Raw genomic sequence first — 13,667 nt, 5'->3', positions numbered from 1 at the left:
AGTGAGTGCATTTGTTAATAGTAAATTTTGTTAACTACTGAAAAAACAATACAAAATTTCCATTCCCAGAAAAACTTCTTTGTCAGAACTCTTCTTATTCTTTTCGCCATCTATACAACTGGGGAGCGGTAACTTCCAATTCTCTGGCTAGTTCAGAGATCTTATGTCTATCATAACTCAATTGAACGGCTTTCTCTTTAAAAGCTCGGTCATAAATTTTACGCACTTGTTTCATAAGTTAAATTAAGGTTTTTGTTCTTAACTTTTTATGCTGGTAAAGTTAGCAAGTCCAATATATCATCGGCAACGGTAAGTAGAGACTTAAAAAAGGGGGGCGCATTGAATCTCTTTGAAATCGTAGGAACTCTGAACAAAACAAAATACCTGATAAAATAATTATTGTCAACACTACTGTAGCATTCCTATTTACACATAAAAAAAGCCCCTAAAAAAGCCGAAATGTATCAGTTTTTTTTAGGGGCTTGGTTTTTAAACTTATTTTTACAATGTAGCCATGTCTATTACAAAACGATACCGGACATCTCCTTTTGTCATTCGGTCATATGCTTCATGAACATTTTTGATATCAATCATTTCTATTTCAGAAACAATACCATGTTCCGCACAATAATCTAACATTTCCTGAGTTTCAGGCAAGCCGCCTATAAGCGAACCTGCAAGACTTCTTCGTCCGCCTATGAGACTAAAAGCTTGAATTTCATAAGGTGTTGGTGGTACGCCCACACAAATATGCACGCCGTTTACTCTCAATAATGACAAATACAAATTTAAGTCGTGTGGTGCAGAAACAGTATCCAGAATAAAATCAAAAGAACCAGCTACACTTTCGAGTTGTTTGGCATCTTTAGTAACGATAAAATTATGTGCTCCTAATTTTCTGGCATCGGCTTCTTTATTTGCTGATGTACTTAACACGGTAACTTCAGCTCCAAAAGAAACTCCAAATTTAACCGCCATATGTCCCAAACCACCCAAACCAAGAACGGCTAATTTATGCCCTTTCCCAACTTTCCAGTGTCTCAATGGAGAATAGGTCGTGATTCCGGCACATAATAAAGGCGCTACAGCAGCCAAAGGCAATTTATCTGAAACTTGCAAAACAAAATCTTCATGTACTACAATGGTATTCGAATAACCGCCATAAGTAGGTGTTTTTCCGTCTTGTCCTAAAGCATTATACGTGTCGGTTCTTCCTTTCAAACAAAATTGTTCTAATCCCTCTTTACAGTTTTCACAACTTCTACAAGAGTCTACCAAGCAACCTGTCCCTGCTATATCTCCTATTTTAAACTTCTTTACATGACTTCCTACCTTTACCACTTTACCTACAATCTCATGTCCCGGAACCATTGGGTAAATTGAACCGCCCCAGTCATCTTTAATTTGGTGTAAATCACTGTGACAAACACCACAAAACAGGATGTCAAATTGTACATCATGTGGTCCAACTTCTCTTCTTTCGAAATCCCAAGGTGCTAAATCTGTCTTAGCATCTTGTACTGCGTATCCTTTTGTAGCTATCATTTTTTTTATATTTTCAATAAAATTATTGAATTTATCTTGAAAAACGAGTTATCGAAATGTTAAAGAAATCCAAAGAAATTATATAGGTCTCCTCCGTAAAAAAAAACCTCATAGTAATTGCATAGCCTTTAATGCTTTAAATCCATAGTTTAATTTATATTTAATTTTTTTTAAACTACATTTATGAAAGCACAATCTTATAAAAATCACATTCGGTACTATCCGCCTCATCATTTTATTCATTATCCAATAATCATGACATTGCTGCCTTCAGTATTTATTTTAGTTGTACCAAAAGAAGATTCTTTAATCTGGATATTTATTAGTGTACTCTTTGTCGTGCTTTTGCCTTGTTTTTATGTTGCGTCAACATTATGCGTTGATCCTACAAAACCGAATTGTCTATTTAGAACTTCGGTACCGTTATTTTTCTCTTACCGGAAAAACATTGGAAGATTTTTAACGTCATTTAAATGACGATCAGCTATTTGCGTTACGTTTTGCCTCAGATGATGAATTTCAAGCGTTAACTCTAAGAGCGCTGAATGAAAATCTTTCGGCAAAGGAAATTAAAAAAGCGATTCAGCACTGGAAAGCGGATTACGAAAGAGTTTAAAATTCCAAAAATAATAAGACTAATTTATCCAATTTAACAATTTCGAATTTTGTTTCTTTGTGATGAAAAGATAGCAATAAAACTGAATTTAAAACCACTAAATGCCCGAATATTTTCTAGATATTGAATACAAAGACATTACGTACAAGGAAGAGGAAGTCAATTTTAAGGAATTTGAATGCTGTACTTTTACAAATTGTAATTTCTCCCAATGCGTTTTTTTAGCGGTTACTTTCATTGATTGTACCTTCAATGACTGCACTTTTAGCAATGCTAAAATTAATTATGTGGCCTTTAGAACCGTAACTTTTAATCGGTGTGAAATCAAAGATGTCAATTTTGCCATGTGCGATAAATTAATTTTCGAAATCGCTTTTAAGGATTGTATTTTGGATTTCTCTAAATTTTACACTTTAAAAATCAAAGGAACCTCCTTCTCCAATTGTAGTCTTATTGCCGTTGATTTTATGAGCACTGATTTGACCGAAGTTGTTTTTGAAAACTGCGATTTATACCGTTCTGAGTTTGCAAAAGCAATTGCCAACAAAGCTAGTTTCAAAACAAGCTATAATTATACAATTGATCCCAAAACAACAAAATTAAAAAAAGCCGTTTTCGCTTTAGAAGGATTGAAAGGATTGCTCTATAAACATGAAATCATAGTAAAATAGTGCTTTATGAATCAATATCTGATCGTCATACTCCGTATCCATCGTAGAAAGCAAATACAACAACGTCGATTTTCCACAGCCAGATTTTCCTATGATTGAAACAAACTCTCCATGTTTGACACGCATATCCAGTGATAATTATTTAATGAAAGAAACATTAGTTTTATTTACAAGTTTTTAAATAGTTATTTTACTGATAATCAAAGAGTAATTATACGTTCATTAAGTAAAAAAATTTGTATTACTATTTTTTTGAAACATTCCTTTTACAGACATCAAAAAGGCTCGATTTAAAATTAAACCGAGCCTTTTTGATGTCTGTATATTTTTAAACTAAGGAAGCAGTCGAAGAAATTGCAGCATTCAAAACTTTAGAAATAGGACAATTTTTTTCTGCTTTAGTTACTAATTGTTGAAAAGCATCTTCTGTTATTCCGCTAATTTTTGCTTGAAGCATCAGGTGCGAGGTAACAATGGTTCCATCAACTAAATCAATGTCGCATTTGGTTTCGATACTTTCGATTTCAAACCCTTCTTCACTAATGTAGGCCGAAAGTTGCATCGTAAAACAGCCTGCGTGTGCTGCGGCGATAAGTTCTTCAGGATTAGTCCCCACTCCTTCTTCAAAACGAGATTTGAATGAATATTGGGTATCTTTTAGTGTGGTACTTTGTGTAGTTAGTTTTCCGGCTCCTTCTTTGAGTGAACCATTCCAGACTGCGGTTGCATTTCTTTTCATAATTATAAATTTTCTGTTTTCTCAAATTTAGTTCTTTTTAAAAAAAGAGTATAGTATATCCACTATTTTTAACTAAAATTTAAAATTAAATCAAAAAAAATTAACAAAAACGTGGTTAAAATAAATACTGTTTAATTTTAATAGTATCAGTAAATTCTTTATGTTTGCTTTTTGAAAAAGTATACTTTACTTACAAAAAAAACTAATTGACAACCAATAAAAAAAACTAATTAATCAGCAAATGAAATTAACTACAATTATTTTTTTATTATCGATTGTAATTTTACTAAATAGTTGTGCTTCAGTATACAAACCAATACAACCCGCTTCACTTAATTATATTTCGAACAACACACTTCATGGAGTAACGCTGGAATACAAATATGATTTATTAAATAAGAAATACGCAAAGAAAGAGACTAAAAAAGGGCTTCGACTAGTGGCTGTTAAAGTAAAAAACAATACTGAAAAAGATTTGGTTTTTGGAAAAGATATAAAATTAAATTTTGAAAGCGGAAATGAATTGTATCTATTGGAGAATGAAAGAACATTCAAATCTTTAAAACAAAGCCCAGCCTCCTATTTATTTTATTTATTACTATCTCCAATTCAATTGTTTACCAAAAAAACCAATTCAAACGGAATGACAGAGCAAACCAGCTCGACACCAATAGGACTGATTATTGGACCCGGATTAGCCTTAGGAAATATGATTGTTGCGAGTAATGCCAATAAAAAGTTCAAAACTGAGCTGAACGATTACTCCATTAATGGCAAAATAATAAAAAAAGGAGAAACTGTTTTTGGACTTATTACTTTTCAGTCTGATAATTATGGTGCTATTAAAGTTAGAGTAGAATAAAAATTACCCATAAAATAATAATAATAATAATAATAACCAATTCCATCTGACAATGAAAAAATTATCTCTTCTCGTTTTTGTATTTTTAGCTTTTAGCTGTAGTCCAAAAATCACTTCTAATTTTGAATCTTCAGAAAAACCACTAACAATTGAAGACCCCGTAGCCTTTCTTGATGTTCATCATGCAATTCCTGAAGGTGCCAAAAAAATAGGAAATGCCAGATATCAGGACAGTGGTTTCACAACCGATTGTGATTTTAACTCACACCTGACAAAAGCCCGAAAATTAGCCCGAGAAAAAGGCGCTAATCTTGTAAAAGTAACCGAAAAGAGAACTCCCGATATATGGAGTCTTTGTTATCGCATCAAAGTAGATTTCTATTATTATGACGGCGACGTAACCACAATCCCCCAATATAAATTACAACTTAATTAATTATACACACTCTAATGAAAAAAACAATCCTTATTTCTACATTATCCCTAGCGCTACTAATGAGTAGTTGTGCTACAATTGTTTCCGGCTCTAAACAAAAAGTAAATTTTAGAAGCAACCCTGCTGCTGCCTCTATTTTTATTGATGAAATCGAAGTAGGAAAAACGCCTTTTGAAATCAAACTGGAACGAAAAAAAGAACATCATGTGATGATTAAATTAGAAGGATACCAAACTTTTGAAACTAACTTGACCAAAAAATTCAATGCTTGGTATATTGGAAATATTTTATTTGGTGGCTTGATTGGTATCATTGTAGATCCTATTACTGGAGCAATTTACAACTTAACACCTAAAGAAGTCAATGCTGAAATGAATAAAGGAACTGCTTTCAAAGTAAATAAAAGTGAAGTGTACATCGCTGTCGCTTTAAATATAGATCCAAACTGGAAAAAAGTAGGTCAATTAGAAAAAATAAACTAATACTAAGTATTTACACCAAAAGCTAAGGTGGCAAAAATATGGTATTAGGTGTACTAAAAAGCACCGGTTTTGCCGTTCTCTTTTTATCCCTGTCATAAACTAAAAGCTGTAACGCTATTCCAAATCAAGAATAGAATTACAGCTTTTTTTTATATTGCACCTAGTAATCTTGTTGTTTACAGTGCTTAAAATATTTTCTCAGATTTCGTAAGCCCTAAGAAGAACAAAAACACATTAGAAAACTATTTTTAGCCCTTTTTTGTATCAAAAACAATTGAAAAAGTAGCCCCTTTATTTGTCCCACTGCTTTGTGCATAAATTACACCGTTGTGTCGTTCTACTATGTTTTTGCACAAATACAATCCAATTCCTGTAGAAGGCTCATTTGAAGTGCCAGACATACTCATTTTAGTGAATTTTTTAAATAATTCGTCACTCTGTTTTTGAACAAAACCTACTCCTGTATCCTTCACTTTTAAATACAGTTTAGTGCCATCAAGATACACATGAACCTCAATTTCACTATTTGGGTAGGAGAATTTTATAGCATTATCAATTACGTTGACTAAAACTCGAATCAACAACTCGTCGTCAATTGATAAAAGTGCTTCCTGAACGTCAATTGATAAAACTAATTTAATATTTTTGACCACTAATACCTGATCTAATTGTTTTGCCACCATAGAAAAAACAGGTGAAAATTGAATTAGGGAGTCCTGAGAATTTCTTTTTATAATTTGATCTTGTTCTTTTAATAATGTGATAAAACTTTCAATATAATGAAATTGTTCACCACTGGATTGAACTATTAACTCCGCTAATTCTTTTATATAATCCGAAGAATCCTCTTCTAAAATAAGCAATGCGGCCGATTTTGAATTTCCTACAAAATTTCTTAGATCATGCGAAAGCAAATAAACTAAATCTTGTTTTTCAGTAATGAAATTTTCGTTATCAGCTATTGATTCTTGAATATTACTCATTAACAACCCTGCTTCATCCGAAAAATTAGTTGGCAAAGAAGGTATTGTTCTGTCTTTTCTATAGGCAATTAATGACCTGGAAGCTACCTCAATTGGTTTAATTAGTTTTTTTAAAAAAAATAAAGTGACCGCTGTTGCTAATAAAGTAATAATCAGCGCAAAAATTAAAATAGAATCGGCTGAAATTGTTTTACTTGCATAAAGCACAAAAAATAACAATCCAATTAATGGAATGTGAATGCCTATAAATGCAACAAACAGGAATTTGAAGGCATAACTATTTTTGAGAAAACCAATCCGAGACAATTTTTCATACAACTGCATAAATTTATTTTTTTAAAATGCAAATGTATTAGTAAAAAATTACAGAACCCAAAAATTACAATTAATTTTCATCTTATTTGTAACACACAATGAATATTCTAAAAATAACTCATCAAACTACTTTCTTCGAGTGTCAATAAGATAAATAATTTTCCAGTGGTTGTCTTTTTTGAAAAATGTAAACGCATTTACCTCAGTATGACTTAGTGTAGCATTAACATAAAACTCATACGATGTTCAGACATGCGCCATGGCTCCGTTTATTTGAATGGAATACCTGAGAATTTTTTCTTGAAATTTTAAGCTATAGATTTATAAAATGCCCTCTGGTTTTTCATGAGAAAGCAAAGTGCCTTTTTCATTCTCAGCAATGGATTGCAATATCTTTGTATCATCACAAAGTAAATGCAATTGAGGTGAATCTCTGGCATGGAAGGCTTGAAAAAAAGTATCAATTACGCTTTGAACTTCTTGATATTGAGCCTGCTAATATACTGAGGAGAGCAATAAAGTCAGTACTAGAATTTTTCGTATGATTACTTTTTTGATTAATTTGTATCCAATATAATATAAGTGCTACATTTTCAACCTAAAATTATACATTTTAGTACCTTTACACTCTCAAAAAAGGAAATATGTCTGTCGCAAAAAAAGATTATAAAAGAATTACAACAAAGTCATTGATTGAAATGAAGGCTAATGGAGAAAAAATTTCGATGCTCACCGCATACGATTACACCATGGCAAAAATCGTTGATACGGCAGGAGTTGATGTAATATTAGTGGGAGACTCCGCTTCAAATGTTATGGCTGGTCATGAAACTACATTACCTATTACGCTGGATCAAATGATTTATCACGCCTCCTCTGTGGTAAGAGCCATTGAAAGAGCTTTGGTAGTGGTGGATTTACCCTTTGGAAGTTACCAATCCGATCCTAAAGAAGCCTTGCGCTCTGCCATCCGAATCATGAAAGAAAGCGGTGGTCATGCCGTAAAACTAGAAGGTGGTAAAGAAATTAAAGACTCTATCAAGAAAATATTAAACGCCGGAATTCCTGTTATGGGACATTTAGGCTTAACACCACAATCCATTTATAAATTTGGAACCTACACCGTTCGTGCCAAAGAAGAGGAAGAAGCACATAAGTTAATCGAAGATGCTAAATTACTAGAAATACTAGGCTGTTTTGCCTTAGTTTTAGAAAAAATTCCAGCTCATCTAGCCGAAAAAGTAGCCCAAAGCATCTCGATTCCAGTTATTGGTATTGGTGCTGGGGGTGGTGTTGACGGACAAGTATTAGTAATTCATGATATGTTAGGAATGAACAACGAATTCAGTCCTCGTTTCTTAAGAAGGTATATGAATTTATATGACGGAATGACAACGGCCATTGGCCAATATGTTGCAGATGTAAAATCAAGTGATTTCCCTAATGCAAATGAACAATATTAAATTTGACTTCTTAGATGAGTAGCCTTTAAGAGAATTTGATTATTGTCGAATACTCTAAGAGTATTGGAAATCCAACAATCTAAAAATCCAAATGAAAATAATTTCTACTAAAAACAACCTTCAAATCCTTCACGAAGACAATCATCTTATTGTAATTAACAAACGTGTAGGAGATATTGTTCAAGGGGACAAAACGGGTGATAAACCCTTATCAGATGTGGTTAAAGAATACATCAAAGACAAATACAACAAACCCGGGGAGGTTTTCCTGGGTGTTGTACATCGCTTAGATCGGCCAACAACTGGAATAGTTGTATTTGCCCGAACCAGTAAAGCTCTGACTCGAATGAATGAATTATTCAGTACCCGTGAAACTCAAAAAACATATTGGGCCATTGTCAAAAACAAACCTGCCAAGCCCACTGATACACTCGTTCATTATTTAAAAAGAAACGAAAAAAACAATAGTTCAAAAGCGCACGAAAAAGAAGTCCCTGAAAGCAAATTAGCCAGTTTAGAGTATACAATAATCAAAGAACTAAACAACTACTATGCGCTTGAGATCAATCTTCATACTGGAAGACACCATCAAATAAGGGCTCAACTTTCAGCGATTGGATTACCTATAAAAGGGGATTTAAAATATGGTTTTGACCGAAGCAATCCGGACGGAGGAATCCATTTGCATGCTAGAAAATTAATGTTCATCCATCCTGTTACAAAGGAAAATATAAAAATAATTGCTCCTGCTCCAAATGATGTGATCTGGAATGCCATTTAATACTAAAAAAACAGTATTTTACTTTCAACCTTTCAATAACTCAATAATAAATATTCACAAAAACAAATTGTATGAAAAAACTACCTATTATTTTTTGTTTCATTTCGTTCTTAAACATGACCGCTCAAGACCATTTTTCAGGAATCAATATGTCTACTAGAGTCGGAATACTTAATGCCGGTATGAATCCTGCGGAACTGTCTAATTTAAGTTCAAAATATGAAATAAATATTTTTTCGGCCAGCGTAAATGCTTCTAATAATAAAATAGGATTTAGTGATATTGTTAATGGTGAAAACTTAGAAAATTTGTTATTTACAGGAAATACCCCTGTAAATATGCGCGTAGATGCTGAAATATACGGCCCAGGTTTTGCTATGAAAATGGATAAATGGGCTTTTGGTTTTACTACAAAAGCTGCTGCAAAATTAAATTTAATTGATATTGACCCACAACTTGGTGCGGCGATCAATACCGGAAATCTTATTGGTTCTTCATCAATAAGCAATGATTACAACCAACGTTTAAATGGAACAAGCTGGGGAGAAATAGGAATTTCAGCAGCCAGAAACGTATTTGAAAATGAAAACCATAAATTTAATGCGGGTGCTACCTTGAAATTATTATTTCCAGGCTCGTACACCAACTTAGGCCTGGATCAATTTCAGGGAACCATTAATACTATTGGTGCCGAAGCGTATTTAAATAATACTCAAGCGTCAATGAATATTGCGTATTCCGGGAACTTCAATGATGGTTTTACTGATTTTAATAATTACTCTGAATCCGTTTTTGGAAAACTAAACGGAGTTGCAGCTGATTTTGGTGTAAATTACCAATGGAAAGACCAAGACGGTTACAAAATAAATGCGGGTATCGCAGTGCGAAATATTGGTACGATGACCTTCAAGGATGATGCAAATTCCTCTACTAATTATGCATTAAACATACAGTCTACTTTTTCTAACCCAAATGGTTTGGCATTAAGCCAATTTCAAAACACTACTACTTTAAAGGAAGTAGAAACCATTTTAGTAAACGACGGATACTTAACTAAAACCACATCCAGCAAAAACTTCAAAGTAACCTTACCTACTGTTTTCTCCGCCTATGCAGATATAAAAGTAATACCTAAATTTTTTGTTGCGCTTTACACACAACAAAAATTAAAGGATGACACCAGCGATAATCAGGTGACAACACAAAATGTGGTTTCTATTACACCTCGATTTTCTTTGAAAAATTATGAAATTTATTCCTCTTGGTCAGATAACGAAATTTCCGGAATTACTGGTGGTGTCGGGTTAAGAGTGTATGGCTTTTATATGGGATCCAGTTCTATAGTGACTGCTTTGGCCAGCGACAGTAAACAAGCTGATTTTTATGTAGGCTACCGACTTGGGTTAAAATAATAAATCTGTACCTTTAAAATCATAATATGAAAAATGAAAATAGTGTAGACTACCGAAAAGAATCTTTAAAAAAACTATTGCATACCATCATAAAACAGGAACAAGCAATTATTAAAGCGCTTTACGATGATTTTAAAAAACCAGCCTTTGAAGCCGTTTTAACAGAAACAAATTATGTCGTAAGTGATTTAAAAGAAACCATTAAAAACATTGATTCTTGGGCTAAACCCAAAAAAGTTCTCGCTTCTTTTTTGAATTTTCCATCGTCAGATTACATATATAGTGAGCCTTACGGAAATGTATTGATCCTTTCGCCTTGGAATTATCCGTTTCAATTAGCCTTATGCCCTCTGATTGCTGCTGTTGCTGCCGGAAATAAAGTAACCCTAAAACCCTCTGAACTTACCCCAAATACGTCTACTATAATAGCGAAAATTATAAATGAAACTTTCCCTGTAAAAGATGTCGTCGTCATTACCGGAGACGCGACTGTTGCTCAGGAATTATTAAAAAAACGTTGGGATTATATTTTTTTTACAGGAAGTGTTGCCGTTGGCAGAATTGTAGCAAAAGCTGCAGCCGAAAACCTAACTCCAGTTACGCTGGAATTAGGCGGGAAAAGTCCTTGTATTGTTGATGAAACTGCCAATTTAGAATTGAGTGCCCGCCGCATTGTCTGGGGAAAAATTATAAATGCCGGACAAACATGTGTTGCCCCTGATTACATAGTGGTGCACCATAAAATGAAAGCTACTTTCATAACTTTACTAATTCTGGAAATTGAAAAGGCACTAGGTCCAAATCCGGAAGAATCCCCTGATTACGCCAGAATTATCAATTTGAAAAACTGGCAACGCCAATTGCATCTATTGGAAAACCAAAAAATACTTTTTGGAGGTCAATACAATAAAGACACTTTATTCCTTGCTCCTACGCTATTGGACGAGCCAAAAATGGACAGTCCGGTGATGACCGAAGAAATTTTCGGCCCCATACTTCCTATACTCTCATACCATTCAGAGGCAGATATTGAAAAAATAATTTTAAGTTTCGAAAAACCATTATCCTTGTATTTATTCTCTCAAAACAAATCTTTTATTGCAGAAGTTTTACAAAAATATTCTTTTGGCGGTGGCTGTATCAATGATACCGTAATCCATTTAGCGAATAATCGCTTGCCTTTTGGCGGTGTTGGTACTTCAGGAATGGGAGCCTATCACGGAAAACGGAGTTTTGATACTTTTTCGCATAAAAAAGCCATTGTAAAAAGGGGGACATGGCTGGATTTACCCCTTCGGTATGCGCCTTACAAAGACAAATTAAAGACCTTTCAAAAAATATTAAAATGGATGTAACCCATGAAAAAACCGTCAGTGCATCCATAAAATACCGACGCTCAGTTCGGGTTTTTATAAATGAAACTATTGTGCGAAAAAAGTAAAAAAGTGTATTTACTTAGCCACAATATGGCAACAAGCTGGAAGCAGAATATTCAAAAAGAGAACAATTTGCTTTTCATTATTATCAAAAAATCGTTCCGTTGTTTTACTTTGATATCACAGGAATTATTGGAATAATCAAATTTATTGCATTTCAATTCATTGGGTTATTCAAACCCATATATGGACAGGTAAGACAAAGTGACATGCACATTGTAGCCCATAAAAGTGCCAGACTTACGACACAAAATTTCATGATCAACATGACTGCTATAAACTATGATACGTGCCAAATGGAAGGTTTTGATTCGCTACGAATAAAAATATTACATTTACCGGCATCATCCGAAATTAATATGCTACTGGGTAGCGGAAAAGGAGTGTACGGAAAACGATTCAGAGTTCCTTTTGAATACGTTTATTTTGAAAAATAACAGAATAATTAACCCACTAAAACGACCAACAAATGTTGAAAACTACACAAAACCGAATACACGAAATAGAAAAAAATGGATATCCTTTAGATTTTGGAATCGTTTTTAACCATGCTTTTGAAAATTATAAAAAAATTGCGATTTATGCCGGTTTAATTATTTTTGTGTTTTTTATACTGCTGATTGTTTTTGTATCAGTAATATTTGTTGCCTTTTTTGATTCTGCCATGATACTGGAAAAAATGAAACCGGAAAATTTACAACCGGAAAATTTAAGTTTAAACTTTATTTTAATTGTATCCGGGGTTTCTGTTTTACTATCGAGTTTATTTAGTCCTATTAGCGCCGGTTTAATCAAAATGGCGTATTGTGCTGAAAGAGATGAAGAATTTCATGTATCAACCATGTTTGAATACTATAAAATATCGTATTTCAAAGAACTCTTCATTGCTACTTTACTAATTTCAATTTTTAGCACCTTACTATCATCATTGATTGACTATGCACAAATACCCTTCATCGGATTTATTATCACAGTAACTATAACATTATTCACGATACTGACCATTCCACTTATTATTTTTGGAAACTTAAATGCTATTGAAGCTTTAAAATCAAGCATACTAATCGTGGTAAAACAACCGCTTATTTTGCTGGGTTTATTGGTAGTGGGTGCCATTTCTACATTAGTGGGACTCATTGGGTGTTGCATTGGTATAGTATTTACAGTACCCTTTATGTATTCTTTATACTATGCGATTTATAGTGAAATTATTGGTTTTGAAACTACACTAGAACCGGAACAAATGTTCTAATAAAACCGCTTTTTACAAAAAGCCAAATCTAGTCTTTAAACCTAACAAACAGTTTCTATGGTGTTATACTGTAGCTTATTATTTACCATTGACTCAGAGTCAATTTTATTCAGCGTTTATAATTCTTTTGCAATCAATAATTTTTTGTGGATTGTAATTCCTGTTTTATTTGTTTTTCTAGTCTGTAAAATTTTTAAAATAAAAATACTATTAAGCAATTCCTTTATTAAATACTATAATGAAGAGGATAGTAAAAACATAGAAAACCAGCGCTATCTTTTATATTTGGGCATACTAATTCCGGTACTTGAAACCCTATTTGAAATTTTCAAAATAAGACCTGTAAGCTTACTGATTTCAAATCTTGGTATCGGTACTTTTTTACTGATTCTCTATTTTATCAGCAAAAAATCAGCTGTTGTGTTTCAAAACCTGGGAAAAATATTTATGATAGTGTATGTAATCTGTTTTAGTTACATATCAATAAATTTGATTTTTACACCCTCTGACAGCATACCTATAGCCGCTTTTGTACTAGCTTTATTCTTTTCGTATACCATCATCAAACCCACCAAACTATATTGGATTTTCCTTATGTGCGTATTTATCTTTTTATTTATACTGTATTTTTTTGAAATAATACCCTTACGATCAATCATTATTTTATCGAATTT

At 33.1% G+C, this 13,667-nt stretch carries 16 protein-coding genes and 1 pseudogene; 11 read left to right on the top strand and 6 right to left on the bottom strand.

Annotated features, from left to right (window positions below):
- Positions 1-94: 94 nt before the first annotated feature.
- Both EKM03_RS05430 and EKM03_RS05425 read right to left on the bottom strand, forming a co-directional pair.
- Complete coding sequence (locus tag EKM03_RS05430; protein ID WP_126462499.1) at positions 95-235, bottom strand: transposase; 141 nt, start codon at positions 233-235, stop codon at positions 95-97.
- A 266-nt stretch (positions 236-501) separates the two neighbouring features.
- Positions 502-1,545, bottom strand: coding sequence for an NAD(P)-dependent alcohol dehydrogenase (locus EKM03_RS05425; RefSeq protein ID WP_126462502.1), 1,044 nt, complete (start codon positions 1,543-1,545; stop codon positions 502-504).
- A gap of 183 nt (positions 1,546-1,728) precedes the next feature.
- Here EKM03_RS05425 and EKM03_RS15460 point away from each other — a divergent pair.
- Positions 1,729-2,161, top strand: a pseudogene (locus EKM03_RS15460) (DUF6526 family protein).
- A 101-nt stretch (positions 2,162-2,262) separates the two neighbouring features.
- Positions 2,263-2,832: a pentapeptide repeat-containing protein gene (locus EKM03_RS05415; RefSeq protein WP_126462505.1), complete on the top strand. Its 570-nt coding sequence runs from the start codon at positions 2,263-2,265 to the stop codon at positions 2,830-2,832.
- Here the strand turns inward: EKM03_RS05415 and EKM03_RS15455 are convergent.
- Positions 2,782-2,958, bottom strand: coding sequence for an ATP-binding cassette domain-containing protein (locus EKM03_RS15455; RefSeq protein ID WP_317125144.1), 177 nt, complete (start codon positions 2,956-2,958; stop codon positions 2,782-2,784). The two genes, EKM03_RS05415 and EKM03_RS15455, sit on opposite strands and share 51 nt — an antisense overlap.
- A gap of 202 nt (positions 2,959-3,160) precedes the next feature.
- Positions 3,161-3,571 carry an OsmC family protein gene (locus tag EKM03_RS05405; RefSeq protein ID WP_126462508.1) on the bottom strand — a complete coding sequence of 137 codons (411 nt, stop codon included), beginning with the start codon at positions 3,569-3,571 and terminating at the stop codon, positions 3,161-3,163.
- Between the two features lie 241 nt (positions 3,572-3,812).
- Here EKM03_RS05405 and EKM03_RS05400 point away from each other — a divergent pair, with 241 nt between their 5' ends.
- Genes EKM03_RS05400 through EKM03_RS05390 form a run of 3 tightly spaced genes read left to right on the top strand, consistent with a single transcriptional unit; the run spans position 3,813 to position 5,351 of the window.
- Complete coding sequence (locus tag EKM03_RS05400; RefSeq protein WP_126554154.1) at positions 3,813-4,433, top strand: hypothetical protein; 621 nt, start codon at positions 3,813-3,815, stop codon at positions 4,431-4,433.
- 52 nt (positions 4,434-4,485) lie between these two features.
- The gene (locus EKM03_RS05395) at positions 4,486-4,869 is read left to right on the top strand and encodes a hypothetical protein (RefSeq protein ID WP_126462513.1); all 384 of its coding nucleotides are present in this window, start codon (positions 4,486-4,488) and stop codon (positions 4,867-4,869) included.
- A 14-nt stretch (positions 4,870-4,883) separates the two neighbouring features.
- The gene (locus EKM03_RS05390) at positions 4,884-5,351 is read left to right on the top strand and encodes a PEGA domain-containing protein (protein ID WP_126462516.1); all 468 of its coding nucleotides are present in this window, start codon (positions 4,884-4,886) and stop codon (positions 5,349-5,351) included.
- Between the two features lie 248 nt (positions 5,352-5,599).
- Here the strand turns inward: EKM03_RS05390 and EKM03_RS05385 are convergent, their stop codons facing one another.
- Positions 5,600-6,658 carry a sensor histidine kinase KdpD gene (locus EKM03_RS05385; RefSeq protein WP_126462519.1) on the bottom strand — a complete coding sequence of 353 codons (1,059 nt, stop codon included), beginning with the start codon at positions 6,656-6,658 and terminating at the stop codon, positions 5,600-5,602.
- Between the two features lie 635 nt (positions 6,659-7,293).
- On the opposite strand from EKM03_RS05385, the gene panB reads away from it, so the two are divergent.
- From panB to EKM03_RS05350, 6 genes are all read left to right on the top strand, one after another.
- Positions 7,294-8,112, top strand: coding sequence for a 3-methyl-2-oxobutanoate hydroxymethyltransferase (gene panB, locus EKM03_RS05375; RefSeq protein WP_126554152.1), 819 nt, complete (start codon positions 7,294-7,296; stop codon positions 8,110-8,112).
- A 91-nt stretch (positions 8,113-8,203) separates the two neighbouring features.
- Complete coding sequence (locus EKM03_RS05370) at positions 8,204-8,893, top strand: RluA family pseudouridine synthase (RefSeq protein WP_197037243.1); 690 nt, start codon at positions 8,204-8,206, stop codon at positions 8,891-8,893.
- A gap of 71 nt (positions 8,894-8,964) precedes the next feature.
- Positions 8,965-10,305 carry a hypothetical protein gene (locus tag EKM03_RS05365; RefSeq protein WP_233579303.1) on the top strand — a complete coding sequence of 447 codons (1,341 nt, stop codon included), beginning with the start codon at positions 8,965-8,967 and terminating at the stop codon, positions 10,303-10,305.
- Between the two features lie 26 nt (positions 10,306-10,331).
- Complete coding sequence (locus EKM03_RS05360; protein ID WP_126564042.1) at positions 10,332-11,660, top strand: aldehyde dehydrogenase; 1,329 nt, start codon at positions 10,332-10,334, stop codon at positions 11,658-11,660.
- A gap of 185 nt (positions 11,661-11,845) precedes the next feature.
- Positions 11,846-12,178, top strand: coding sequence for a nitroreductase family protein (locus EKM03_RS05355; protein ID WP_233584065.1), 333 nt, complete (start codon positions 11,846-11,848; stop codon positions 12,176-12,178).
- 32 nt (positions 12,179-12,210) lie between these two features.
- Positions 12,211-12,993: a hypothetical protein gene (locus EKM03_RS05350; RefSeq protein WP_231507442.1), complete on the top strand. Its 783-nt coding sequence runs from the start codon at positions 12,211-12,213 to the stop codon at positions 12,991-12,993.
- 473 nt (positions 12,994-13,466) lie between these two features.
- Here EKM03_RS05350 and EKM03_RS15210 read toward each other — a convergent pair whose 3' ends face one another.
- The gene (locus tag EKM03_RS15210) at positions 13,467-13,652 is read right to left on the bottom strand and encodes a hypothetical protein (RefSeq protein WP_233584064.1); all 186 of its coding nucleotides are present in this window, start codon (positions 13,650-13,652) and stop codon (positions 13,467-13,469) included.
- Between the last annotated feature and the right edge of the window lie 15 nt (positions 13,653-13,667).

It is taken from the genome of Flavobacterium sp. GSP6, from assembly GCF_003984855.1.
Lineage (GTDB): Bacteria > Bacteroidota > Bacteroidia > Flavobacteriales > Flavobacteriaceae > Flavobacterium.
The sequence above is the reverse complement of the archived record's forward strand: the minus strand, read 5'-3'. Positions and strand labels throughout refer to the sequence as shown.

What these genes read in the sequence shown, in the direction of transcription:
- EKM03_RS05370 (WP_197037243.1), top strand. Translation starts at nt 8,204, where the DNA reads ATGAAAATAATTTCTACTAAAAACAACCTTCAAATCCTTCACGAAGAC.
- EKM03_RS05425 (WP_126462502.1), bottom strand. Translation starts at nt 1,545, where the DNA reads ATGATAGCTACAAAAGGATACGCAGTACAAGATGCTAAGACAGATTTA.
- EKM03_RS05360 (WP_126564042.1), top strand. Translation starts at nt 10,332, where the DNA reads ATGAAAAATGAAAATAGTGTAGACTACCGAAAAGAATCTTTAAAAAAA.
- EKM03_RS05390 (WP_126462516.1), top strand. Translation starts at nt 4,884, where the DNA reads ATGAAAAAAACAATCCTTATTTCTACATTATCCCTAGCGCTACTAATG.
- EKM03_RS05395 (WP_126462513.1), top strand. Translation starts at nt 4,486, where the DNA reads ATGAAAAAATTATCTCTTCTCGTTTTTGTATTTTTAGCTTTTAGCTGT.
- panB (WP_126554152.1), top strand. Translation starts at nt 7,294, where the DNA reads ATGTCTGTCGCAAAAAAAGATTATAAAAGAATTACAACAAAGTCATTG.
- EKM03_RS05385 (WP_126462519.1), bottom strand. Translation starts at nt 6,658, where the DNA reads ATGCAGTTGTATGAAAAATTGTCTCGGATTGGTTTTCTCAAAAATAGT.
- EKM03_RS05350 (WP_231507442.1), top strand. Translation starts at nt 12,211, where the DNA reads ATGTTGAAAACTACACAAAACCGAATACACGAAATAGAAAAAAATGGA.
- EKM03_RS05430 (WP_126462499.1), bottom strand. Translation starts at nt 235, where the DNA reads ATGAAACAAGTGCGTAAAATTTATGACCGAGCTTTTAAAGAGAAAGCC.
- EKM03_RS15210 (WP_233584064.1), bottom strand. Translation starts at nt 13,652, where the DNA reads ATGATTGATCGTAAGGGTATTATTTCAAAAAAATACAGTATAAATAAA.
- EKM03_RS15455 (WP_317125144.1), bottom strand. Translation starts at nt 2,958, where the DNA reads ATGCGTGTCAAACATGGAGAGTTTGTTTCAATCATAGGAAAATCTGGC.
- EKM03_RS05400 (WP_126554154.1), top strand. Translation starts at nt 3,813, where the DNA reads ATGAAATTAACTACAATTATTTTTTTATTATCGATTGTAATTTTACTA.
- EKM03_RS05365 (WP_233579303.1), top strand. Translation starts at nt 8,965, where the DNA reads ATGAAAAAACTACCTATTATTTTTTGTTTCATTTCGTTCTTAAACATG.
- EKM03_RS05405 (WP_126462508.1), bottom strand. Translation starts at nt 3,571, where the DNA reads ATGAAAAGAAATGCAACCGCAGTCTGGAATGGTTCACTCAAAGAAGGA.
- EKM03_RS05415 (WP_126462505.1), top strand. Translation starts at nt 2,263, where the DNA reads ATGCCCGAATATTTTCTAGATATTGAATACAAAGACATTACGTACAAG.